At 74.7% G+C, this 22661-nt stretch carries 18 protein-coding genes; 15 read left to right on the forward strand and 3 right to left on the reverse strand.

Going from position 1 to position 22661, the window contains the following annotated elements:
• Nucleotides 1-9 precede the first annotated feature (9 nt).
• The gene (gene glgP, locus JD79_RS11430) at nt 10-2559 is read left to right on the forward strand and encodes an alpha-glucan family phosphorylase (RefSeq protein ID WP_110005607.1); all 2550 of its coding nucleotides are present in this window, start codon (nt 10-12) and stop codon (nt 2557-2559) included.
• Nucleotides 2560-2674: 115 nt separating this feature from the next.
• Nucleotides 2675-3673, forward strand: a complete 999-nt coding sequence (locus JD79_RS11435; RefSeq protein ID WP_110005608.1) for an FHA domain-containing protein — start codon at nt 2675-2677, stop codon at nt 3671-3673.
• Nucleotides 3674-3841: 168 nt separating this feature from the next.
• On the opposite strand, the gene glgX is transcribed toward JD79_RS11435, so the two are convergent.
• The gene (gene glgX, locus JD79_RS11440; protein ID WP_110005609.1) at nt 3842-5983 is read right to left on the reverse strand and encodes a glycogen debranching protein GlgX; all 2142 of its coding nucleotides are present in this window, start codon (nt 5981-5983) and stop codon (nt 3842-3844) included.
• A 64-nt stretch (nt 5984-6047) separates the two neighbouring features.
• On the opposite strand from glgX, the gene JD79_RS11445 reads away from it, so the two are divergent.
• From JD79_RS11445 to JD79_RS11470, 6 genes are all read left to right on the forward strand, one after another.
• The gene (locus JD79_RS11445; protein ID WP_245900029.1) at nt 6048-6860 is read left to right on the forward strand and encodes an ABC transporter ATP-binding protein; all 813 of its coding nucleotides are present in this window, start codon (nt 6048-6050) and stop codon (nt 6858-6860) included.
• Between the two features lie 28 nt (nt 6861-6888).
• A complete protein-coding gene (locus JD79_RS11450) occupies nt 6889-7674 on the forward strand; it encodes an enoyl-CoA hydratase/isomerase family protein (RefSeq protein WP_110005611.1) in 786 nt (261 codons plus the stop codon).
• A gap of 130 nt (nt 7675-7804) precedes the next feature.
• Complete coding sequence (locus JD79_RS11455) at nt 7805-8956, forward strand: ABC transporter substrate-binding protein (protein ID WP_110005612.1); 1152 nt, start codon at nt 7805-7807, stop codon at nt 8954-8956.
• Between the two features lie 88 nt (nt 8957-9044).
• On the forward strand, nt 9045-9866 hold the full coding sequence (locus JD79_RS11460) for an ABC transporter permease (RefSeq protein ID WP_245900030.1): 822 nt from the start codon (nt 9045-9047) through the stop codon (nt 9864-9866).
• On the forward strand, nt 9863-10756 hold the full coding sequence (locus tag JD79_RS11465) for an ABC transporter permease (RefSeq protein ID WP_245900031.1): 894 nt from the start codon (nt 9863-9865) through the stop codon (nt 10754-10756). The genes JD79_RS11460 and JD79_RS11465 overlap by 4 nt, the downstream gene beginning before the upstream one ends.
• The gene (locus JD79_RS11470; protein WP_110005614.1) at nt 10753-11901 is read left to right on the forward strand and encodes an ABC transporter ATP-binding protein; all 1149 of its coding nucleotides are present in this window, start codon (nt 10753-10755) and stop codon (nt 11899-11901) included. The genes JD79_RS11465 and JD79_RS11470 overlap by 4 nt, the downstream gene beginning before the upstream one ends.
• On the opposite strand, the gene JD79_RS23040 is transcribed toward JD79_RS11470, so the two are convergent.
• Both JD79_RS23040 and JD79_RS23045 read right to left on the reverse strand, forming a co-directional pair.
• On the reverse strand, nt 11891-12799 hold the full coding sequence (locus JD79_RS23040) for a beta-propeller fold lactonase family protein (protein ID WP_211307935.1): 909 nt from the start codon (nt 12797-12799) through the stop codon (nt 11891-11893). The genes JD79_RS11470 and JD79_RS23040 overlap by 11 nt on opposite strands.
• A gap of 466 nt (nt 12800-13265) precedes the next feature.
• Nucleotides 13266-13994, reverse strand: coding sequence for a serine/threonine-protein kinase (locus JD79_RS23045; RefSeq protein ID WP_211307936.1), 729 nt, complete (start codon nt 13992-13994; stop codon nt 13266-13268).
• Between the two features lie 211 nt (nt 13995-14205).
• Here JD79_RS23045 and cds1 point away from each other — a divergent pair, with 211 nt between their 5' ends.
• From cds1 to JD79_RS11515, 7 genes are all read left to right on the forward strand, one after another.
• Nucleotides 14206-15324: an L-cysteine desulfhydrase Cds1 gene (gene cds1, locus JD79_RS11485; RefSeq protein WP_110005617.1), complete on the forward strand. Its 1119-nt coding sequence runs from the start codon at nt 14206-14208 to the stop codon at nt 15322-15324.
• Nucleotides 15325-15441: 117 nt separating this feature from the next.
• Entirely contained in the window at nt 15442-16221 is a 780-nt protein-coding gene (locus JD79_RS11490; protein WP_110005618.1) for an electron transfer flavoprotein subunit beta/FixA family protein, read from the forward strand.
• Nucleotides 16222-16259: 38 nt separating this feature from the next.
• Entirely contained in the window at nt 16260-17222 is a 963-nt protein-coding gene (locus JD79_RS11495; RefSeq protein WP_110005619.1) for an electron transfer flavoprotein subunit alpha/FixB family protein, read from the forward strand.
• A 116-nt stretch (nt 17223-17338) separates the two neighbouring features.
• Entirely contained in the window at nt 17339-18526 is a 1188-nt protein-coding gene (locus JD79_RS11500; RefSeq protein WP_110005620.1) for a cysteine desulfurase family protein, read from the forward strand.
• Complete coding sequence (mnmA, locus tag JD79_RS11505) at nt 18526-19593, forward strand: tRNA 2-thiouridine(34) synthase MnmA (RefSeq protein ID WP_211307937.1); 1068 nt, start codon at nt 18526-18528, stop codon at nt 19591-19593. The genes JD79_RS11500 and mnmA overlap by 1 nt, the downstream gene beginning before the upstream one ends.
• 162 nt (nt 19594-19755) lie before the next feature.
• Nucleotides 19756-21567: a bifunctional metallophosphatase/5'-nucleotidase gene (locus JD79_RS11510; protein WP_110005621.1), complete on the forward strand. Its 1812-nt coding sequence runs from the start codon at nt 19756-19758 to the stop codon at nt 21565-21567.
• A 59-nt stretch (nt 21568-21626) separates the two neighbouring features.
• Nucleotides 21627-22652, forward strand: coding sequence for a uroporphyrinogen decarboxylase/cobalamine-independent methonine synthase family protein (locus tag JD79_RS11515; protein ID WP_110005622.1), 1026 nt, complete (start codon nt 21627-21629; stop codon nt 22650-22652).
• The last annotated feature ends 9 nt before the right edge of the window (nt 22653-22661 follow it).

The following is a 22661-nucleotide window of genomic DNA, read 5'->3' on the forward strand; positions in this document are numbered from 1 at the left end:
TCTCCCCCCGTGCGAGCACTGCGTCGGTTCACCGTCCGTGCGGCCCTCCCCGAGGCCCTCACGCCGCTGTCCCAGCTGGTCATGAACCTCCGCTGGTCGTGGCACGCCGAGACCCGCGACCTGTTCGAGGCGCTGGACCCGGAGCTGTGGCGCGCCTGCGGCAACGACCCGGTCAAGGTCCTCGGCGAGGTGTCGGCCGAGCGGCTGGCCACGCTGTCGAACGACCGCCGGTTCCTGCGCCGGCTGAAGGACGTCGTCGACGACCTCGACGACTACCTGTCCTCCCCGCACTGGTACCAGTCGCTGGGACCGGACGCGCCGGGCAGCATCGCCTACTTCTCCGCCGAGTTCGGCATCACCGAGGTGCTGCCGCAGTACTCCGGGGGCCTGGGCATCCTCGCCGGCGACCACCTCAAGGCCGCCTCCGACCTCGGTGTCCCGCTGATCGGCGTCGGGCTGCTCTACCGGGCCGGCTACTTCGAGCAGGGGCTGTCGGCCGACGGGTGGCAGCTCGAGCACTACCCGGCGCTGGACCCGCACGGCCTGCCGGTCAAGCTGCTGCGCCAGCCCGACGGGTCGGCCGTCGTCATCACCGTGCCGCTGCCCGAGGGCCGCACCCTGCACGCGCACGTGTGGCGGGCCCAGGTGGGCCGGGTCTCGCTGCTGCTGCTCGACAGCGACATCGAGGAGAACGCCCCGGCCGAGCGCGGGGTCACCGACCGGCTCTACGGCGGCGACGAGGACCACCGCCTGCGCCAGGAGATGCTGCTCGGCATCGGCGGCGTCCGGGCGGTGCGCGCCTACTGCCAGCTCACCGGCACCCCGCAGCCGGAGGTCTTCCACGCCAACGAGGGCCACGCCGGCTTCCAGGGCGTCGAGCGGATCCGCGAGCTCACCGAGTCGCACGGGCTGTCCTTCGCCGAGGCGCTGCAGGCGGTCCGCGCCGGCACCGTGTTCACCACGCACACGCCGGTCCCGGCCGGCATCGACCGCTTCCCGCGGGCGCTCATCGAGCGCTACTTCGCCGGCTTCGGCGTCCCGCTGGAGCACCTCATCCCGCTGGGCGGCGAGGACGACCCGTCGAAGTTCAACATGGCGCACATGGGCCTGCGGCTGGGCCAGCGCGCCAACGGCGTGAGCCGGCTGCACGGGCACGTCAGCCGGTCGATGTTCAGCGACCTGTGGCCCGGCTTCGACGAGGGCGACGTCCCGATCAGCTCGATCACCAACGGCGTGCACGCGCCCACCTGGACCGCCCGGGAGCTGGTGGAGCTGGGCACCCAGACCTCCAGCGGCGGCGACCCGTCCGAGGGCTCCTGGCCGGCGTCCTTCGACGGCGTCGACCGCATCCCGGCCCTGGAGCTGTGGAACACCCGCCGGATGCTGCGCGGCCGGCTGGTCGAGGAGGTCCGCCGCCGGCTGCGGGAGACGGCGCTCTCGCGCGGGGCGGCCGAGGCCGAGGTCGGCTGGACCGACTCCGCGTTCGACCCCGACGTCCTCACCATCGGCTTCGCCCGCCGGGTGCCCTCCTACAAGCGGCTGACGCTCATGCTGCGTGACCCCGAGCGGCTGCGGGCGCTGCTGCTCGACCCCGACCGGCCGATCCAGCTGGTCATCGCCGGCAAGAGCCACCCGGCCGACGACGGCGGCAAGCAGCTGATCCAGCAGATGGTGAAGTTCGCCGACGACCCGGCCATCCGGCACCGGATCGCCTTCCTCCCCGGCTACGACATCGGGATGGCGCGCTACCTCTACTGGGGCTGCGACGTCTGGCTGAACAACCCGCTGCGGCCGCTGGAGGCCTGCGGCACCTCGGGCATGAAGGCGGCGCTCAACGGCGGGCTCAACCTCTCCATCCGCGACGGCTGGTGGGACGAGTGGTTCGACGGCCAGAACGGCTGGGCGATCCCGACCGCCGACGGCGTCACCGACCCCGACCGCCGCGACGACGTCGAGGCGCGGGCCATCTACGACCTGCTCTCCACCCAGGTGCTGCCGCGGTTCTACGAGACCGACCGCGACGGCATCCCCACCCGCTGGGTCGAGATGGTGCGGCACACGCTGCGCGGGACCGGCCCGAAGGTGCTGGCCACCCGGATGGTGCGCGACTACGTCGAGCAGCTGTACGTGCCGGCGGCGGGCTCGGCGCGGTCGATGTCCGACGGCGGGTACGCGCCGGCGCGCGACGAGGCGCACTGGCGGGCGCACCTGCTGGAGAACTGGTCGAGCGTGCGGGTCGCGCACGTCGAGGCCACCGGCGCCGGCGACACCCCGGAGATCGGCTCGACCCTCGCGCTGCGCGCGGAGGTGGAGCTGCCGCACCTCACCCCGGGCGACGTCGAGGTGCAGGCGGCCTACGGGCGGGTCGACGACGCCGACGGCCTGCACGAGGTGACCACGGTGCCGATGCGGCACGAGCACACCGAGGGCTCGCGGCACTGGTTCACCGCGACCCTGCCGCTCGAGCGCACCGGCGCCTTCGGCTACACCGTCCGCGTGCTGCCGCACTCCCAGCACCTCGCCGACCCCGCCGAACTCGGGCTCGTGCGCAGCGCCTGAGCCGCCGGGGACCCCACCCGTCACGCCGGTCGCAGCGTCCCCAGGGGGCGCGGCGAACGGCGTGGCGGTGCGGTGGGACCGCACAGCGCGCCCGGCTGTCACTAGGCTGGCGCGCATGCCCGACCGCTGTGAAGTCCTGCCCGGAGACGCCCTCGTGGCCCGTCGCGGCGGGGGACTGCTGTGGGTCGACGCGCCCGGCTCGCCGGCTCTGGTCGCCGCGCTGCACGCCTGCCTGGGTGTGTCCGGCCCCGGCGCCGACCGCGTCCTGGGGGCCGTGGCCGCCCAGGCGGCCGCGCTCGGTGGGGGCTCGGCCTCCTTCGCCCTGGTCCTGACCGACACCTCGGGCGGGTCGGGCACCGGCGTCGCGCTGTGGGCCGGCAAGGGCCAGCCGGCCGTCGACGGCGTCCCGGTCTCCGGCCAGCCGGCCGACGGCTGCAGCCTCGCCACCGGGTTCACGCTCGGGTCCACCCTCTACGTCGGTCCCGGCCAGGCCACGCCGCAGATGCCTCCGGGCGTCGCCTACGACCTCGTCGAGGGCGCGGTCCCCGGTTCGGGTGCGCTGCTGCAGCTGGCCGCCGCCGCGTCCGCCCAGGCCGCCGTCCCGCCGGCCACCCACACGCCGCCCTCGTCGTTCAGCGCCGGCTCGGACGCCGGCTTCGCCGCCGCACCGTCCTACGGCGCGCCCGTGGGGGGCTCGCCCTCCGGCCAGGGCGCGACCCGCCTCGACGACGGCGGCGAGGAGACGGCGTTCTGGAAGCCCGACGCCGCCTCCGCGCCGGTGCTGCGCTTCGACGACGGCCTGGTCGTCACCGTCGACGAGGACCTCGTGCTCGGCCGCCGTCCCGACAGCCACGAGCTGGTGACCGCCGGCAACGCCCGCCCGGTGCCGATCGCCGACACGCAGAACGTGCTGTCCTCGGCGCACGCGGCCATCCAGCGCCAGGGCCGCGAGGTCACGCTGACCGACCTCGGCTCGCTCAACGGCACGCACGTCGCCGGGCCCGAGGCCACCGAGTGGACCCAGCTCGAGCCCGGCGTCGCCCACCCGCTCTCCGACGGCGACCGCCTCCTCCTCGGGTGGACGGTCATCACCTACGAGCAGCCCACCGACTAGGCACGTGGTACACACCGGGCCCGGACCCCCTCGGGGGACCGGGCCCGGTGCCGTCTCGGGGGCGGGCAGCGGCGTCCTGGGGGCGGGCAGTGCCGTCCTGGCTCACCGTGGCGTGTCCCGGCTCAGCGTCGACGGTGAGCCGGGACGCAGCACGATCAGGTCACCTGATCATGCGGGTCGCCGCAGGACGCGCAGCAGCCAGACGGTGCGCGGGGGGACGGACACCGGCCCGGGCGCGACGACGGCCGGCCGCGGCGGCGCCCCCGTCGGGTACTCGGTGCTGAGCGCGAACTCGTAGCCGTCGGCCCACGGCGGCCCCGGCAGCACGACGTCCACCGGCTCGGCCCCGGCGTGCAGCTGCACGAGGTAGGAGTCGTCGACCACCCGGCGGCCGCGCTCGTCGCGGTGCCGGATCCCGCGGCCGTCGAGGTACATCCCGACCGTCTGCAGGCCGGTGTCGAACCACTCCGCCGTGGTCAGCTGGCCGCCGCCGGGGGCGAACCAGGCGACGTCGCGGGTGCCGCCGGTCTCCGGGATCTCGTGGCCCTCGAAGAACGCCTCCTGGCGCAGCACCGGCGCGTCGTGGCGCAGCCGCAGCAGCCGGCGGACGAAGGCCAGCAGGTCGCCGTCGGCACCGTCCCAGTCGATCCAGGAGACCTCGTTGTCCTGGCAGTAGGCGTTGTTGTTGCCGCCCTGGGTCCGCCCGAGCTCGTCGCCGGCGGTGAGCATCGGCACGCCGGTCGACAGCAGCAGCGTGGCCAGCAGGTTGCGCTGCTGGCGGGCGCGCAGGGCCTGCACCTCCGGGTCGTCGCTCGGGCCCTCGACGCCGCAGTTCCAGTTGCGGTTGTGGCTCTCGCCGTCGCGGTTGTCCTCCCCGTTGGCCTCGTTGCGCTTGTGCTCGTAGGTGACCAGGTCGGCCAGCGGGAAGCCGTCGTGCGCGGTGACGAAGTTGACGCTGGCGAACGGGCGGCGGCCGTCGGAGCGGTAGAGGTCGGAGGAGCCGGTGAGCCGGTAGGCCAGGTCCCGGACGCCGACGCGCGCACCGGACCACACGTCGCGCACCGTGTCGCGGTAGCGGCCGTTCCACTCGGTCCACAGCGGCGGGAAGTTGCCCACCTGGTAGCCGCCCTCGCCGATGTCCCACGGCTCGGCGATGAGCTTCACCTGGCTGACCACCGGGTCCTGGTGGACGACGTCGAAGAACGCCGAGAGCCGGTCGACGTCGTGGAAGGACCGGGCCAGCGCGGCGGCGAGGTCGAACCGGAAGCCGTCGACGTGCATCTCGGTGACCCAGTAGCGCAACGAGTCCATGAGCATCGCCAGCACCTGCGGGCGCCGGACGTCGAGGGTGTTCCCGCAGCCGGTGTAGTCGGTGTAGCGGGCCCGGTTCTCCCCGTGCAGCCGGTAGTAGCCGGGGTTGTCGATGCCCTTGAGCGACAGCGAGGGCCCGGTGTGGTCGCCCTCCGCGGTGTGGTTGTAGACGACGTCGAGGACCACCTCGATGCCCGCGGCGTGCAGCGCCTTGACCATCGCCTTGAACTCGGTGACCTGCGCCCCGCCGGAGCCGGCCGAGCTGTAGGCGGCGTGCGGGGCGAAGTAGCCGAGGGTGTTGTAGCCCCAGTAGTTGGTCAGACCCCGGCGCAGCAGGTGCGGCTCGCTGACGAAGTGGTGCACCGGCAGCAGCTCGACGGCGGTGACGCCCAGGGACAGCAGGTGCTCGACGAACGCCGGGTGGGCCAGCCCCGCGTAGGTGCCGCGCAGCGCCGGGGGGACGCCCGGGTGGCGCATGGTCGCGCCCTTCACGTGCACCTCGTAGACGACGGTGTCCGACCACGAGGTGGCGGGCCTGCGGTCGCCGTCCCAGGGGAAGGAGTCGTGGACGACGACGCCGCGCGGCACGAACGGCGCGGAGTCGCGCGGGTCGGCGGGGCCGGTGTCGGGGCCGTCGGCGCGGTACCCGAAGAGCGCGGGGTGCAGCGTCAGGTCGCCGTCGACGGCGCGCGCGTAGGGGTCCAGCAGCAGCTTCTCCGGGTTCCACCGGTGCCCCGCGCCGGGGTCCCAGGGGCCGTGCACGCGGTAGCCGTAGCGCTGGCCGGGGCCGACGCCGGGCAGCCGGCCGTGCCACACCTGGTGGGTGGTCTCCCGCAGGCGGTGCCGGTGCTCGGTCCCGTCGGGGTCGAACAGGCACAGGTCGACCGCGGTGGCCCCGGCCGACCACAGCGCGAAGTTGGTACCGGTGCCGTCCCAGTGCGCTCCCAGGGGAGCGGGGGAGCCCGGCCAGACCTCGACGTCCTCGCTGCTGGTCCTCACCCGGCGATCCTGCCAACAGATGCGCCTGTCGGCCGTCAGGGGAGCGGGTTGGTTGGATGGGGTCGTGTCGAGCAGTCCCGCCGTCAGCGGAGCAGAGCCCGTCGTCCGGATGCGCGGCGTGGACGTCGTCCGCGGGCAGTCGCACCTGCTGCGGGGGGTGGACTGGACGGTCACGCCCGAGCAGCGCTGGGTGGTGCTCGGGCCCAACGGCGCCGGGAAGACGACGCTGCTGCAGCTGGCCGGTGCGCTCATGCACCCGACCCGCGGCGAGGTGGAGCTGCTCGGCGAGACGATGGGCGCGGTCGACGTCTTCGAGCTGCGCCCGCGCATCGGCGTGACCAGCGCGGCGCTGGCGCAGCGGATCGAGCCGGGGGAGCGCACCGGCGACGTCGTCCTCTCCGCCGGGTACGCCGTCGTCGGCCGGGGGCGCGAGCGCTACGACATCCACGACCTCACCCGTGCCGCGCTGCTCATGCAGCAGTGGGGCGTGCAGGCGATCGCGCACCGGCCCTTCGGCACGCTCAGCGAGGGCGAGCGCAAGCGGGTGCAGATCGCCCGGGCGCTCATGCCCGACCCCGAGCTGCTGCTGCTCGACGAGCCCGGCGCCGGGCTGGACCTGGGCGGCCGCGAGGACCTGGTCAGCCGGCTGTCGGACCTCGCCACCTACCTCTACGCCCCGGCACAGGTGCTGGTGACCCACCACGTCGAGGAGATCCCGCCCGGCTACACCCACGCGCTGCTGCTGCGCGAGGGTGCGGTGGTGGCCTCCGGGCCGCTGTCGTCGGTGGTCACCGCCGAGGCGCTGTCGGAGACCTTCGGCCTGCCGCTGGCGCTCGAGCGCACCGCCGGCCGCTACACCGCCCGCCGCCGGGGCTGAGCCCCACCGCGTGGCTAGGGTGCGCTGCATGGCAGCACCCGAGTTCGTGACCCTGTCGGTCGAGGACGGGGTGGGCACCGTCCGCCTCGACCGGCCCAAGATGAACGCCATCGACGAGCAGCTGTACACCGAGGTGCGGGCCGCGGCGCTCGAGGCCACCGAGCGCGAGGACGTCCGCGCCGTGGTGATCTACGGCGGGGAGCGGGTGTTCGCCGCCGGGGCCGACATCAAGGCGATGTCCCGGCTGACCGGCGACTCGATGGTCGCGTGGGGGCGGGAGCTGACGCACAGCTTCACCACCGTGGCGCGCATCCCCAAGCCGGTCATCGCCGCCATCACCGGCTACGCCCTCGGCGGCGGCTACGAGCTCGCCCTGTGCGCCGACTTCCGGATCATGGGCGCCGGGGCGAAGGTCGGCCAGCCCGAGATCCTCCTCGGGGTCATCCCCGGGGCCGGCGGCACGCAGCGGCTGGCCCGGCTGGTCGGCCCGGCCAAGGCCAAGGACCTCGTCTTCACCGGCCGGCACGTCGGTGCCGAGGAGGCCCTCGAGATGGGCCTGGCCGACGCCGTCGTCCCCGACGCCGAGGTGTACTCGACGGCGGTGGCCATGGCACGCAGGTTCGCCGCCGGCCCGCCGCTCGCGCTCGCCGCGGCCAAGCAGGCGATCGACGAGGGTCTCGACGGGCCGATCGAGCAGGGGCTGGCGCTGGAGAGCCGGCTGTTCGCCGGGCTGTTCGACACCGAGGACCAGGCGACCGGGATGCGCTCGTTCCTCGAGAGCGGCCCCGGCAAGGCGACCTTCACCGGGCGCTGACCCGCTCCCGGACCTCCGCGTCGCCCACTGTTCCCGCGACCGTCACCGGATCCGGCCCTCCGGACGGTCCGGTTCTGTCACCATCCGCGCAGAGCCCGTCGGCCATCTGGCCCGCTCCCCTGGAGGACCCGTGCGATCCACCCCCACCCTGAGGACCGCGACCGTGCTGGCGGCCGCGACCCTCGCGCTGACCGCCTGTGGCGGCGGCAGTGACGACAGCGGCTCGGGAGGGGGCGGCGGCTCCGACGCGGCCAGTGCCCGCTCCGCCGAGGACCTCGGCGGCATGGACGCCCTCGTCGAGGCCGCGCAGGCCGAGGGGGAGCTCAACGTCATCGCGCTGCCGCCGGACTGGGCCAACTACGGCGAGATCATCTCCACCTTCGAGGAGGAGTACGGGATCACCGTCAACAGCGCCTCGCCCGACGGCTCCAGCCAGGACGAGCTCAACGCCGTCGAGAGCCAGCGCGGCCAGGACCGCGCGCCGGACGTCCTCGACCTGGGCACCGCCTTCGCCCGCCAGGCGCAGGCCCAGGACTTCCTCGCCCCGTACAAGGTGGAGACCTGGGACGAGATCCCCGAGGGCCAGAAGGACCCCGACGGCCACTGGTACAACGACTACGGCGGCTACATCTCCATCGGCTGCAACGCCACGGTGATCGCCGAGTGCCCGACCAGCTTCGCCGACCTGCTCGACCCGCAGTACGCCGGCCAGGTCGCGCTCAACGGCAACCCGACGCAGGCCGCGGCCGCCTTCTCCGGCGTCTGGGCCGCCTCGCTGGCCAACGGCGGCAGCCTCGACGACATCGGCCCGGGCATCGACTTCTTCGCCCAGGTGAAGGAGGTCGGGAACTTCAACCCGGTCGAGATCACCCCGGCGACGATCCAGAGCGGTGAGACGCCGCTGGCCATCGACTGGGACTACCTCAACGCCGGGCTGACCCCCACGCTGGCCGAGCAGGGCGTCGACTGGCAGGTCAACGTCCCCTCCGACGGCCTGTTCGGCGGCTACTACAGCCAGGCGATCAGCGCCTACGCCCCGCACCCGGCCGCCGCGCGGCTGTGGCAGGAGTTCCTCTACAGCGACCGCGGCCAGAACCTGTACCTCGCCGGCGGCGCCCGCCCGGTCCGGCTGCCCGCGATGCAGGAGGCCGGGACCGCCGACCCCGACGCGCTGGCCGCCCTGCCGCCGGTCGAGGGCACCGCGGACTTCCCGACCCAGGAGCAGGAGACCGCCGCCCAGCAGGTGGTCGCCACCCGGTGGAACCAGGAGATCTCCGGCTGAGCACCGCATCCGCAGCCGCCGCGCCGGCGTCCCGGGGGGACGCCGGCGCGGCGGTCTGCTGCACTCGCTGGGCCCGGTCCTGGGGATCGTGCCCTTCCTGCTCTACGTCGCGGTGTTCCTGCTCCTCCCGGTCGGCGTGCTGGCCGTGGAGGCCTTCCGCGCCGTCGACCCGGTCACCTTCGAGGAGAGCTGGTCGACGGCGAACATCGGCACCGTGACCGGCGGCGCCTACGCCCGGTCCTACGTCGGCAGCCTCCAGCTGTCGGCCATCACCGCCGTGCTGGGCGCGGTCCTCGGCCTGGCCCTCGCCTTCGCCGTCGTGAACACCCGCCGCGGCCGCCTGCTGCGCCGCCTGGTGCTCACCGCGTCCGGCGTGCTCGCCAACTTCGGCGGCGTCCCGCTGGCCTTCGCCTTCCTCGCCACCATCGGCAACGCCGGGGTCGTCACCGCGGTGCTCACCGGCCCGCTGGGCCTCGACGGCTTCCGGCTGGCCTCCATGGCCGGCCTGGCGCTGGTCTACCTGTACTTCCTGGTCCCGCTGATGGTCCTGACGATCATCCCGGCCGTGGAGGCGCTGCGACCGCAGTGGCGGGAGGCCTCCGACGTGCTGGGCGCCAGCGGCTGGCAGTACTGGCGGCACGTGGGCGGCCCGGTGCTGGCTCCGCCCGTGCTGGGCGCCACGATGCTGCTGTTCGCCTCGGCGTTCGCCGCCTACGCCACGGCGCGGGCGCTGGTGGGCAGCAGCCTCCCGCTCGTGACCCTGCAGATCGCCGACTCGCTGTCGAGCAACGTGATCGTCGGCGCGGAGAACCTCGGCAAGGCGCTGGCGCTCGGGATGGTCGTCCTCGTCGGCCTGGTGATGGTCTTCTACACCTGGGTCCAGCGGCGGACGTCGCGGTGGCTGTCGTGAGCGCCACCACGACCGGGCTGTCCACCGCGGCGGTGGCGGGCGCCGGCGGGGTCCAGCCGGAGACGCGGGCCCGTCCGGCCCGCCGGGCCCGCGGCTGGTGGCGCTGGGCGGTCTTCGCCGTCCTCGGCCTGTACTTCCTCGTGCCGCTGGCCGCGTCGGTCTGGTTCACCGTCCGCAGCCGCGACGGCGTCACCGCCGACGCCTACGCGAGCATCCCGTCGGCGGAGGGGTTCGCCGAGAACTTCGGCCGCTCGCTGGCCCTCGGTGCGCTCACCGTGGTGATCGCGCTGCTGCTGACGGTGCCCACCGTGGTGCTCGTGGAGCTGCGGCTGCCGCGGCTGCGGCCGCTGGTGGAGCTGCTCACCCTCGTCCCGCTGCTGCTGCCGCCGATCGCGCTGGTCGTCGGCGTGCGCAGCGTGCTGGCGTGGGCGCCGGAGCACTTCTTCGGGACGCCGCTGGCCGAGGCCTTCTTCGCCCTCCAGGAGCCGGCGCTGCCGTGGATCCTGGTGCTCGTCTACGTCGTCCTCGCGCTGCCGTTCGTCTACCGCGCGCTGGACGCCGGCGTGCGGGGCGCGCAGCTGCGCACGCTCACCGAGGCCGCGCGGGTGCTCGGCGCCTCGTGGCCGCGGGTGATGCTCTCGGTGGTGCTGCCGGTGCTGCGGACGTCGGTGCTCAACGCCGCCTTCCTGACCCTCGCCCTGGTGCTGGGGGAGTTCACCGTGGCCAACATCCTCGGCTTCGAGACCTTCCCCACCTGGATCGTGCGCATCGCCGGCTCGCAGCCGCGGCTGTCGGTCGCCGTCTCCGTGCTCTCCCTGCTCCTGACCTGGGCGCTGCTGCTGCTCATCTCCGCGCTGGACCGCCGGCGCCGCGAGGAGGACCCCGCATGACCGCCGCTCCCGAGCCCGGGACCGTCACCGCCGAGGTGCCCGGCCGGGCGCCGTCCCGCGGCGCCGCGCCCGCCGACCTGCGCGAGCAGGCGCCGGTCGGCGTCCGGCTCGAGGGGCTCACCCGCCGCTACGGCGGGGTGCTCGCCCTCGACGGCCTCGACCTCGACGTCGCCGGCGGCGAGTTCCTCGCCCTGCTCGGGCCGTCGGGCTGCGGCAAGACGACGGCGCTGCGCGCGATCGCCGGCTTCGAGGTCCCCGACGCCGGCCGGGTGTGGTTCGACCGCCGCGACGTCACGTCGCTGCCGCCGAGCAAGCGCGACGTCGGGATGGTGTTCCAGGCCTACAGCCTCTTCCCGAACATGACCGTCGCCGAGAACGTCGCCTTCGGGCTGCGGGTGCGCCGCCGGGACAAGGCCGAGCGCGCCGGGCGGGCCGCCGAGCTGCTGGAGCTCGTCGGGCTCGCCGACCGCGGCCAGCGCTATCCGCACCAGCTCTCCGGCGGTCAGCAGCAGCGGGTCGCGCTGGCCCGCGCCCTGGCCGTGGCGCCGCAGGTGCTGCTGCTCGACGAGCCGCTGTCGGCGCTGGACGCGCAGGTGCGGGTCCAGTTGCGCGACGAGATCCGCCGCATCCAGCTCGAGCTCGGCATCACCACGGTGTTCGTCACGCACGACCAGGCCGAGGCGCTGTCGGTGGCCGACCGGGTCGGCGTCATGCGGGCCGGCCAGCTGGAGCAGGTGGCCTCGCCCGACGACCTCTACGAGCGCCCGGCGACGGCGTTCGTGGCCGGCTTCGTCGGCACGATGAACCGCATCCCCGCCGTCCTCGGCGACGGCGACGTGGAGTTCCTCGGCGTCCGCCGGGAGGTGGTCGGTGCCGTCCCGGCGGCCGGGCCGGCGTTCGCGCTGGTGCGGCCGGAGGCGCTGGAGGTCGAGGCCGACCCGCGCGGTCCGGGCCGGGTGGTGACGCGCACGTTCTCCGGTGCCGTCACGCGGCTGACCGTGGCGCTGCCCGACGGCGTCGAGGTGCAGGCCGACGTCCCCAGCGCCGGCAGCCAGGGCCTCACGCCCGGGACGCCGGTCTCCGTCACCCCCGCCGAGCGCCCCGCCCTGGTCGAGCCGGTCGAGCCGGCCGACCTCACGCCGTGAGCTGGTAGACGACCACGGTGGCGTCGTCCCGGTTGGTCACGTAGGCCCGTTCCCCGTCCGCCGACACCGCCACGCTCGTCGGCGCGTTGCCCGGCGTCGGGTTGGCGGTCACGTCCAGGGTCGCGGCGTCCACCACCGACATCGTGTTCGCGTCGACGTCGGTCGTGTAGAGGTGCCGGCCGTCCGGCGCCCAGGCGACGTCCTGCGGACTGAGGCCCACGCGGCCGGTGTCGACGACGGCGTCGGTCGCGGTGTCGAGCAGGCGGATCTCGCTGCTGCCGAAGGAGACGACGGCGACCCGGCTGCCGTCCGGCGAGATCGCGACGCTGTGCGGGGCGACCCCCGCGGCGACCTCCGCCAGGACCCGGCCGCCGTCACCCAGGTCGAGCACGGAGAGCACGCCGGACTCGTGGTTGGCGGTGTAGCCGCGCCGGCCGTCGGCGGAGACCGCGATCCAGTGCGGGTTCTCCCGCACCGGGTAGGAGCCGACCTGCTCACCGCTGGTCGTGTCGACGACCTCCACGCGCGCCTCGTTGTGCAGCGGGACGTACAGGCGGGTGCCGTCGGGGGAGACCTCCGGGGCGTAGGGACGCAGTCCCACCTCGACCGTCTGCAGCACCTTGCTGGTCGCCGTGTCGACGAAGGCGACGTGGTGCACGGTGTTGGCCTCGTCGTACACGGTGACGTAGGCCCGGCTGCCATCGGGGGAGAAGGTCACGAACTGCGGAGGCCCCGCCTCGATCGGGATCCGGGCGCTGACGCTCAGGGAGTTAAGGTCCAGCACGCTGACGACGCCCTCGGCCCGGTGCGCGATGTAGGCGTAGCGGTCGTTGGGGGCGATCGCCAGGTACCCCGGCGTCGGCGGGACGGGGATCGGGTCCCCCAGTTGCGTCGGCACCGCGAGGCTGGCCGGCGGTGGGGCGCTCGACGAGGGCGGCGCCGCGGTCCCCTCGGGTGGGAGGGTGCCGGCCGGGGAGCCGGGGGCGTGCCGGCGGCGTCCGCCCCTCCGTCCTCGCGGGGCCACAGGAAGGCCCCGAGCCCGGCGGCGACCAGGACGAGCACGAGCGCGCTGACCAGCGCGACCCGCCGGCGCCGGGAGCGCGGGGCGGGTCCCGGGACGTCGGCCGGAGCCCCGGGCAGCTGTTGCGCGGAGCTGTGCGCGCCGTCGCCGGAGCGCACTCCGAGCACGGTCGGCGGGGCGGCCGGCGTCCTCGCCGGTTCGGTGTCCCGGGGCCGCGACGTCGTCCCGGGCGCGGGCGGCGCGGCCGGTGCGCCGCCCGGCTCCAGGGCCGCGCGGGCGGCGTCGATCAGTGCGCGCGGCGTGGAGTAGCGGTCCTCGGGACGCTTGGCCATGCCCCGGGCGATCACCTCGTCCAGAGCCGGGGGCACGCCCCGACCAGCTCGCTGGGCCGGGGCGGGTCCACGTAGAGGTGGGCGTAGAGCAGTGCCGGCAGGTCCTCGCCGCGGAACGGGCGGCGTCCGGTCAGGCACTGGGCCAGGACGCAGGCCAGCGAGTAGACGTCCACCCGCCCGTCGATCGGCTGGTCGGTGAAGCGCTCGGGCGCCATGTAGTCCAGCGTCCCGACCGTCGCGCCGGTGATCGTCAGCGACGTCCGGGTGCTGCCGATCGACCGGGCGATGCCGAAGTCGACCACGTAGACGAAGTCGGTCGGCGTCACCAGGATGTTGCTCGGCTTGACGTCGCGGTGCACCAGGGCGTCGGCGTGCGCCGCCTCCAGGGCGTCGGCGACCTGGGACAGCAGCGCCACCGTCCGGTGGGGCGGCAGCGGTCCCTCGCCCAGCAGGTCGCCGAGGTCGCGGCCGTCGACCAGCCGCATGTCGATGAACAGGCGGCCGTCGATCTCGCCGTAGTCGTGGATCGGGATGACGTGCGGCTCGCGCAGCCGCGCGGCGACGTGCGACTCGCGCCGGAAGCGGCTGGCGAACTCGGGGTCCCCGTTGAGGTTCTCCGGCAGGAGCTTCAGGGCGACCAGGCGCTCCCGGCGGGTGTCCCGGGCGCGCCAGACCTCGCCCATCCCACCGACGCCGAGCACCTCCTCGAGGAGGTAGGGGCCGAACTGTCGCGGACACATGGCGGCTCCTCGGCCGGCCGGGCGGTGGAGGGCGAGCCGGCCGGAAAGACGCGGGTGGCGCGGGGACGGTAAGCAGCGCGGTGTCCGCCTGGCCCGGCCGTCGGTCGCGCGCGTCCCCGGCCGCGGGCCCCGCCGCCGCGCCCCCTCGCAGTGCAGTCCCCCCGCGACACTGCGTGCGTGCCCGGCCCGGGTGGTGGACGAGGATGGCCGGGTGAGCGAGCCCCCGGCCCCCGACGGGGTCACCGACGTCGACCGGTCCGACCGCACCGGGCGGGCGTGGCTGGAGCGCGCCATCGCCGCCGTCGAGGCCGACGCGGTGCGCAGCGCCGACACGCACCTGCTGGTGTACCCGCTGCCACCCGAGTGGGGCGTCGACCTCTACCTCAAGGACGAGTCGACGCACCCGACCGGCAGCCTCAAGCACCGGCTGGCCCGCTCGCTGTTCCTGCACGCCCTGTGCTCGGGCTGGATCGCCGAGGGCAGCACCGTCGTCGAGGCCTCCAGCGGGTCGACGGCGATCAGCGAGGCCTACTTCGCCCGGATGCTCGGCCTGCCCTTCGTCGCGGTCATGCCCGCCTCGACCAGCCCCGAGAAGGTGGCGCTCATCGAGCGCCACGGCGGACGCTGCCACTTCGTGGAGAAGGCGCCGGAGATGTACGACGAGGCGCGCCGGCTGGCCGCCGAGACGGGCGGGCACTACCTCGACCAGTTCACCCACGCCGAGCGGGCCACCGACTGGCGCGGCAACAACACCATCGCCGAGTCGGTGTTCGAGCAGATGGCCCTCGAGCGCCACCCGGTGCCCGAGTGGGTCGTCGTCGGCGCGGGCACCGGCGGCACGAGCGCGACCTTCGGCCGCTACCTGCGCTTCCGGCGGCACCCCACCCGGCTGGCCGTCGTCGACCCGGAGAACTCCGCGTTCTTCCCCGGCTGGGTCGAGGACGAGCCGGCGTGGACCACCGGCCTGCCGTCGCGGATCGAGGGGATCGGCCGGCCGCGGGTGGAGCCGTCGTTCCTGCCGTCGGTGGTCGACCGGATGATCCGCGTGCCCGACGCCGCCTCGCTGGCGGCGGTGCGGCACCTGGAGCGGACGACGGGGCGGCGGGCCGGCGGCTCGACCGGCACGAACCTCTGGGGCGCGTTCAAGCTCGTCGCCGAGATGGTCGCGGCCGGGCGCCGCGGCAGCGTCGTCACCCTGCTCTGCGACGGCGGCGAGCGGTACGCGCACACCTACCACTCCGACGCGTGGGTGGCCCGGTGCGGCCTGGACCTGGAGCCGTGCACCGCCGTCCTGGAGGAGTTCGCCGCCACCGGCCGCTGGACGGCGTGACGGGGCTCACCGGCACCCCGGCTCGGTGCGCCGTTACCCCGCAGTAACCTCCACTATCGGAGCCAGGCGGGCCGCGGCCCGCGTCCCCCATGACCGATCGCGGAGGTAGGTCTGGCGATGAACATCGTCGTTCTGGTCAAGCAGGTCCCCGACTCCGGCACCCAGCGTTCGCTGGACCCGTCGGACAACACCGTCGCCCGCGCCACCGCGGACAACGTCATCAACGAGATCGACGAGTACGCGATCGAGGAGGCGCTGCAGGTCAAGGACGCCCAGGGCGGTGAGGTCACCGTCCTGACCGTCGGCCCCGGCAGCGCCACCGACGCCATCCGTAAGGCCCTGTCGATGGGCGCGGACAAGGCGGTGCACGTCTCCGACGACGCCATCCACGGCTCGTGCGCGATCCAGACCTCGGCGGTCCTCGCCGCGGCGCTGCAGCAGATGCAGTACGACCTCGTGCTCATGGGCGCGACGTCGACCGACGGGCAGATGGGCGTGATGCCGGCGCTGCTGTCCGAGCGGCTGGGCATCCCGCAGGTGTCCGGCGCCCGCAAGCTCACGGTCGCCGACGGCAAGGTGCAGGTCGAGCGGCAGACCGACGGCGGCTACTGGGCCCTGGAGGCCCCGCTGCCGGCGATCGTGTCCACCTGGGACACCATCAACGAGCCGCGCTACCCCTCCTTCAAGGGGATCATGGCCGCCAAGAAGAAGCCGGTCGAGAGCAAGTCGCTGGCCGACCTGGGCGTGGACGCCTCGAGCGTCGGCCTGGCCACCGCCACCAGCCAGGTCGTGGACTTCGCCGGCCGCCCGCCGAAGGGCGAGGGCGTGAAGGTCACCGACGAGGGCAACGGCGCGCAGGAGCTCGTGGGCTTCCTCGCCAGCCAGAAGCTCGTCTGACCCGGCCGCGATCGAAGCGAAGAGGAGAGGCAACAGTCATGGCAGAGGTCCTGGTCCTCGTCGAGCTGAACCCGGCCGACGGCACCGTCCGCAAGGGCACCCTCGAGGCGCTCACCGCCGCGCGGGCGCTCGGTGAGGTCTCGGCGGTCGTCGCCGGCGGCCCCGGTGTCGCCGCCGGCGCCCGCGAGCAGCTGGCCGAGTACGGCGCGGCGAAGGTCTACGTCGCGGAGTCCCCGGAGATCGACGAGTACCTCGTCGCCCCGAAGGCCGAGGTGCTCGCGCAGCTCGTGCAGCAGGCGTCCCCGGCCGCCGTCGTCATCCCGTCGTCGGCGGAGGGCCGCGAGGTCGCCGCCCGCCTGGCGCTGAAGACCGGCAGCGGCTTCCTCACCGACGTCAGCGACATCGCCGCCGACGGCACCGCCACCCAGGTGGTCTTCGCCGGCCAGCAGATCGTCCACTCCAGGGTGACGGCGGGCATCCCGATCTACACGCTGCGCGGCAACTCGATCACCCCCGAGCCGGCCCCGGCCGCGGGCGAGGAGGTCGCGGTGCAGGTCAGCCTGTCCGACGCCGCGAAGCAGACCCGCGTCGTGGACAAGGTCGTCGAGCAGAAGAGCAACCGGCCCGAGCTGACCGAGGCCTCGATCGTCGTCTCCGGCGGCCGCGGTGTGGCCAGCGCCGAGAACTTCTCGATCATCGAGGGCCTGGCCGACTCCCTCGGCGCCGCCGTGGGCGCCTCGCGCGCCGCGGTCGACTCCGGCTTCTACCCGCACAGCTTCCAGGTCGGGCAGACCGGCAAGACCGTCTCGCCGCAGCTCTACATCGCGGTCGGCATCTCCGGCGCCATCCAGCACCGGGCCGGCATGCAGACCAGCAAGACCATCGTGGCCGTCAACAAGGACCCCGAGGCCCCGATCTTCGAGCTGGCCGACTTCGGCGTCGTCGGCGACCTGTTCCAGGTCGTCCCCGCCGCCACCGAGCAGATCGCCGCCCGCAAGTAGAGAAGCACCTCGCCCGACGGGCGCCGATCCCTCCCCGGGGTCGGCGCCCGTCGGCGTGTGAGGGGAGTCCCCGGCGTCCCCCGGTCGGGTCCGTCGTGCGCGACTAACCTGGGCCGGTGACCTACCTCGACCACGCGGCCACCACGCCGGTGCTCCCCGAGGTGCTGGCCGCCATGACCGAGCAGTGGGCCCGGGTCGGCAACGCCTCGTCGTTGCACGCCAGCGGCCGCGCCGCGCGCCGGGCCGCCGAGCAGTCGCGCGAGCGGCTCGCCGAGGCGCTGGGCGCGCGCCCGTCGGAGGTGCTCTTCACCGGCGGCGGTACCGAGAGCGACAACCTCGCGGTCAAGGGGCTGTTCTGGGCGCGGCGGGAGGCCGACTCCCGCCGGCGGCGGCTCGTGGTGAGCCCCGCCGAGCACCACGCGGTCCTCGACAGCGCCGAGTGGCTGGCCAAGCACGAGGGCGCCGAGGTCACGTGGCTGCACCTGGAGCCCACCGGCCGCGTGACCCCCGAGGCGCTCGCCGACGCGCTCGGTGACGGCTCCGACGTCGCCGTGGCCAGCGTGATGTGGGCCAACAACGAGATCGGCACGGTGAGCGACGTCGCCGCGCTGGCCGACGTCGCGCACGCGGTCGGGGTGCCGCTGCACACCGACGCGGTGCAGGCCGTCGGCCAGGTGCAGGTCGGCTTCGCCGCCAGCGGCGTGGACGCGCTCACCATGACCGGGCACAAGCTCGGCGGGCCGATGGGCGCCGGGGTGCTGCTGCTGCGCCGCGACGCCGAGTGCACGCCGCTGCTGCACGGCGGCGGCCAGGAGCGCGACGTGCGGTCGGGGACCCTCGACGTGCCGGCCATCGTCGGCCTCGCCACCGCCGCGGCCACCACCGTCGCCGCCCGCGCCGAGCGGGCCGCCCGGCTGTCGGCCCTGCGCGACCGGCTGGTGGCCGGCGTGCTCGAGCAGGTGCCCGACGCGCAGCTCAACGGCGCCCCGCTCGACGACGTGCTCGCCGGCGGGCCCGGGCGGCTGCCGGGCAACGCGCACCTGTCCTTCCCGGGCGCCGAGGGCGACGCCCTGCTCATGCTGCTCGACGCCCGCGGCATCGAGTGCTCCACCGGCTCGGCCTGCAGCGCCGGCGTCGCGCGACCCAGCCACGTGCTCACCGCCGTCGGCGCCGAGGCCGACCGGGCGCGCAGTTCGCTGCGGTTCAGCCTGGGGTCGACGAGCACCGACGCCGACGTCGACGCCCTGCTGGCCGTGATCGCCCCCGTGGTCGAGCGCGCCCGCCGGGCGGGGAGGGGGCGCTAGTGCGGGTCCTCGCCGCCATGAGCGGGGGAGTGGACTCCGCGGTCGCGGCCGCGCTCGCCGTCGACGCCGGCCACGACGTCACGGGGGTGCACCTCGCGCTCTCGCCGGACCGGCAGACCCTGCGCAGCGGGGCTCGCGGCTGCTGCAGCGTCGAGGACGCCCACGACGCACGGCGGGTCGCCGACGAGCTGGGCATCCCGTTCTACGTCTGGGACCTCGCCGAGCGGTTCACCGACGACGTCGTCGACGACTTCGTGGCCGAGTACGCGGCCGGCCGCACACCCAACCCGTGCCTGCGGTGCAACGAGCGGATCAAGTTCACCGCGGTGCTCGACCGGGCGCTGGCGCTCGGCTTCGACGCCGTCGTCACCGGCCACCACGCGCGGCTGGCCGACGGGCGGCTGCGCCGGTCGGTGGACGCCGCCAAGGACCAGTCCTACGTGCTGGGCGTGCTCACCGCCGAGCAGCTGGCCGGGGCGCGGTTCCCGCTGGGGTCGATGACCAAGGAGCGGGTCCGCGCGATCGCCGCCGAGCGCGGCTTCGCCGTCGCCACCAAGCCCGACTCGCACGACATCTGCTTCATCCCCGACGGCGACACCCGCGGCTTCCTCACCCGGCGCCTCGGCGTGCGGCCGGGGCCGGTCGTCGACGCCGCCACCGGCGCCACGGTCGGCACCCACGAGGGGACGCACGGGTTCACCGTCGGGCAGCGCCGCGGGCTGGGCATCGCCGTCGGTGACCAGCGGCCGCGCTACGTCCTGTCGATCGAGCCGGTCACCCGCACCGTGACCGTGGGGACCGCCGAGCTGGCCGGCGTCGCCCGGGTCCGCACCGCCCCGCCCACCTGGACCGGGCCGGCACCGACACTCCCGCTGCGCGCCGAGGTGCAGCTGCGGGCCCACTCGTCGCCCGTCGCGTGCACGGTGACCGCCGGGGCGGACGGCGGACTGGTCCTCGACCTCGACGAGGCGCAGCGCGGCGTCGCGCCCGGGCAGTCGGCCGTCCTCTACGCGCCCGACCCCGTCCACGGTGACCTGGTGCTCGGACAGGGGACCGTCGCCGGCTGACGGCTGTCACCCAGACGTCATCCGGCGGGCCTGGTGCCGGACCGGTTCGTCACCTAACGTGTCCGGCGAGCCACTCCATGAGCACGGCTATGTACCTCGGCTCACGATCCTCGCTCCCGGCCACCGTCCCGGTGACCCGGCCGCACGTCCCCGGAGGACTCCTTGCGCAGAACGCGCCTCTCCCTCGCCGCCGCCGCCGCGGTGGCGACCACGGCCGGCCTGCTGGCCGTGCCCACCGTGGCCCAGGCAGCACCGAAGGACGTGACCGTCCAGCTGCTGGCCATGAACGACTTCCACGGCCGGATCACCCCGCAGGGCGGCGCCGACGGCTCCCTGGCCACCGCGCCGGGCACCGACGGCCGCTACGGCACCGGCGACGACGTCGTCGTGCCGGTGGGCGGTGCGGCCCAGATCGCCGCCACCGTGCAGCGGCTCGAGGCCACCTTCAAGGACACTACGCAGGGGCCCTCCACGTCGTTCTTCGTCGGGGCCGGTGACCTGGTCAGCGCCTCGCCGTTCGAGTCCAGCGTCTACAAGGACGAGCCGACCATCGAGGCCCTCAACGCCATGGGCCTGGACGTGTCCTCCGTGGGCAACCACGAGTTCGACCGCGGCACCGAGGAGCTGCGCCGCATCTCCGCCGCGACCGACGGCACCTACAGCGACGACGTCACCGCGTGCGAGGGCATCACCCCGGGTGTCGACGGCTGCTTCGGGGAGGGCGAGCACGCCTTCCACGGCGCCGACTTCCCCTACCTGGCCGCGAACGTCATCGACAAGACCACGAACGAGCCGATGCTGCCGCCGTACCAGGTCTTCCGGACCCCGGCCGACCAGCGCGTCGCCCTCATCGGCGTGGTCACCGAGACCACCCCGACCATCGTCTCGCCCGACGGCGTGGCCGACGTCACCTTCATCGACGAGGCCGACGCGATCAACCGCTGGGTGCCGGTGCTGCAGCGTCAGGGCATCCAGGCGATCGGCGTGCTCATCCACGAGGGCGGCACCGTCACCGACCCGAGCGCCGCCGCGACGGCGAACAAGTGCACCGGGCTGACCGGGCCGATCGTCGACATCAACGCCCGCACCTCCGCGGCCGTCGACCTGATCGTCAGCGCGCACAGCCACAACGCCTACAACTGCCGGCTGGACGACCCGAGCGGCACGCCGCGGCTGGTCACCCAGGCCGGCTACTACGGCCGCCTGGTGACCGACATCCGGCTGCCCATCGACCGCAGCACCGGTGACGTGAACCGGACGTCGGCGGCCTACGGCGCCACCAACGTGCCGGTGACCCGCGAGGCGGCCGACCCCGAGGTGCAGTCGATCGTCGACTACTGGAACGCCCGCGCGGCCGACGCCCGCAACGCCGTCGTCGGCTCGGCCACGGCCTTCATCGGCAACTCGGCGTCCAACCAGCGCGGTGTCGAGCAGCCCATCGGCAACCTGGTCGCCGAGGCCCAGCGCGTGGCCCTGCAGCAGGCGCAGTTCGGCCACCCGGTCATCGCCTTCATGAACCCCGGCGGCGTGCGCACGAACATCGAGGCCGGCGAGGTGACCTACGGCGAGCTGTTCGCCGTCCAGCCCTTCGGCAACACCGTCAACGCGGTCACGCTGACCGGCGCGCAGATCGACGACGTGCTGGAGCAGCAGTTCCAGGTCGGCGGCCCGCGCAACACCACGCTGGTCCTCGGCACCTCCGCCGGTTTCAGCTACCGGTACGACCTGAGCCGGCCGTACGGGGACCGCGTGCTCGACGACTCGATCACGCTGAACGGCACGGTGCTGGGGGCGGCCACCGCCTACCGGGTCGCGGCCAACTCGTTCCTCACCGCGGGCGGGGACTCGTTCACCGCCTTCACCGGCGGGACGAACCTGGTCACCGGGCCGGTCGACGTCGACGCGCTGGTCGCCTACTTCCGGACCAGCTCCCCGGTCAGCCCGCCGGCCGCCGACCACGGCCTGCCCGTCTGACCGACCGCACCACCCCGGGCCGGTCCGGCCCCGGCGGCGGCGGGACTACCGTCGCCGCCGTGGCCACCCCGACCGAGCCCGAGACCAGTCCCGACCCGAGGCCGGCCCCCGCAGCGTGGGGGCCGGCCTCGGGCGTCGGGTCGGTGCCCGGCACCGACCCGGCCGAGGCGCTGCGCGTCGTGCTGGGTGAGCTGCCCGGCCTGCCGCACCTGCCCGAGCTGCCCGCCCGCGGGGCCGGCGCCGACCTGATCGGGCGCAGCGCCGCGCTGCTGGTCGACCTCGCCGTCGACCTCACCCCGGCCGGATGGCGCCTCGTGCCGCGCGCCGGCCGGGACCTGCGGCGGGCCCAGGAGTTCCTCGCCCGCGACCTCGACGCCCTGCACGACGTCGCCGAGCGGCACCGCGGCCCGTTCAAGGTGCAGGCGGCGGGGCCGTGGACGCTGGCCGCCGGCCTCGAGCGCGAGCGGGGGGAGCGGGCCGTCGTCGACCCCGGGGCCCGCCGCGACCTCGGGCAGTCGCTCGCCGAGGGCCTCGCCGCGCACGTCGCCGCCGTCGCCGCGCGCGTGCCCGGAGCGCAGGTCGTCGTCCAGCTCGACGAGCCGTCCCTGCCCGCGGTCCTGCAGGGCGCGCTGCCGACGGTGAGCGGGTTCGGTCGGCTGCCCGCCGTCGCCGCGCCCGACGTCGAGGCGGAGCTGGCCGCGGTCGTCGCCGCCGTCCCCGCGCCGGTGGTCGTGCACTGCTGCGCCGACCGGGCACCCCTGGACCTGCTGCGCGCCGCCGGCGCCGCCGGGCTGTCGTTCGACCTGGGGCTGGTCCAGGACCTCGACGCCGTCGGGTCCGCGGTCGACGCAGGCGTCCACCTGCTGCCCGGGGTCGTCCCCGGCACCGACGCGGCGCTGCCGGCGCCGAGGGCCACCGCCTCGCGGTTGCGGGCGTGGTGGCGCGAGCTCGGGTTCCCGGCCGACGACCTGCACGAGGCCGTCACGCTCACCCCGGCCTGCGGGCTGGCCGGCGCGAGCCCGGCCTACGCGCGGGCCGCCATGACCCACGTCAGCGAGGCCGCGAGGTACCTCCTGCCCGAGTGACACCCCGGC

It is taken from the genome of Geodermatophilus normandii (assembly GCF_003182485.1).
In the GTDB taxonomy this organism is placed as follows: Bacteria; Actinomycetota; Actinomycetes; order Mycobacteriales; family Geodermatophilaceae; genus Geodermatophilus; species Geodermatophilus normandii.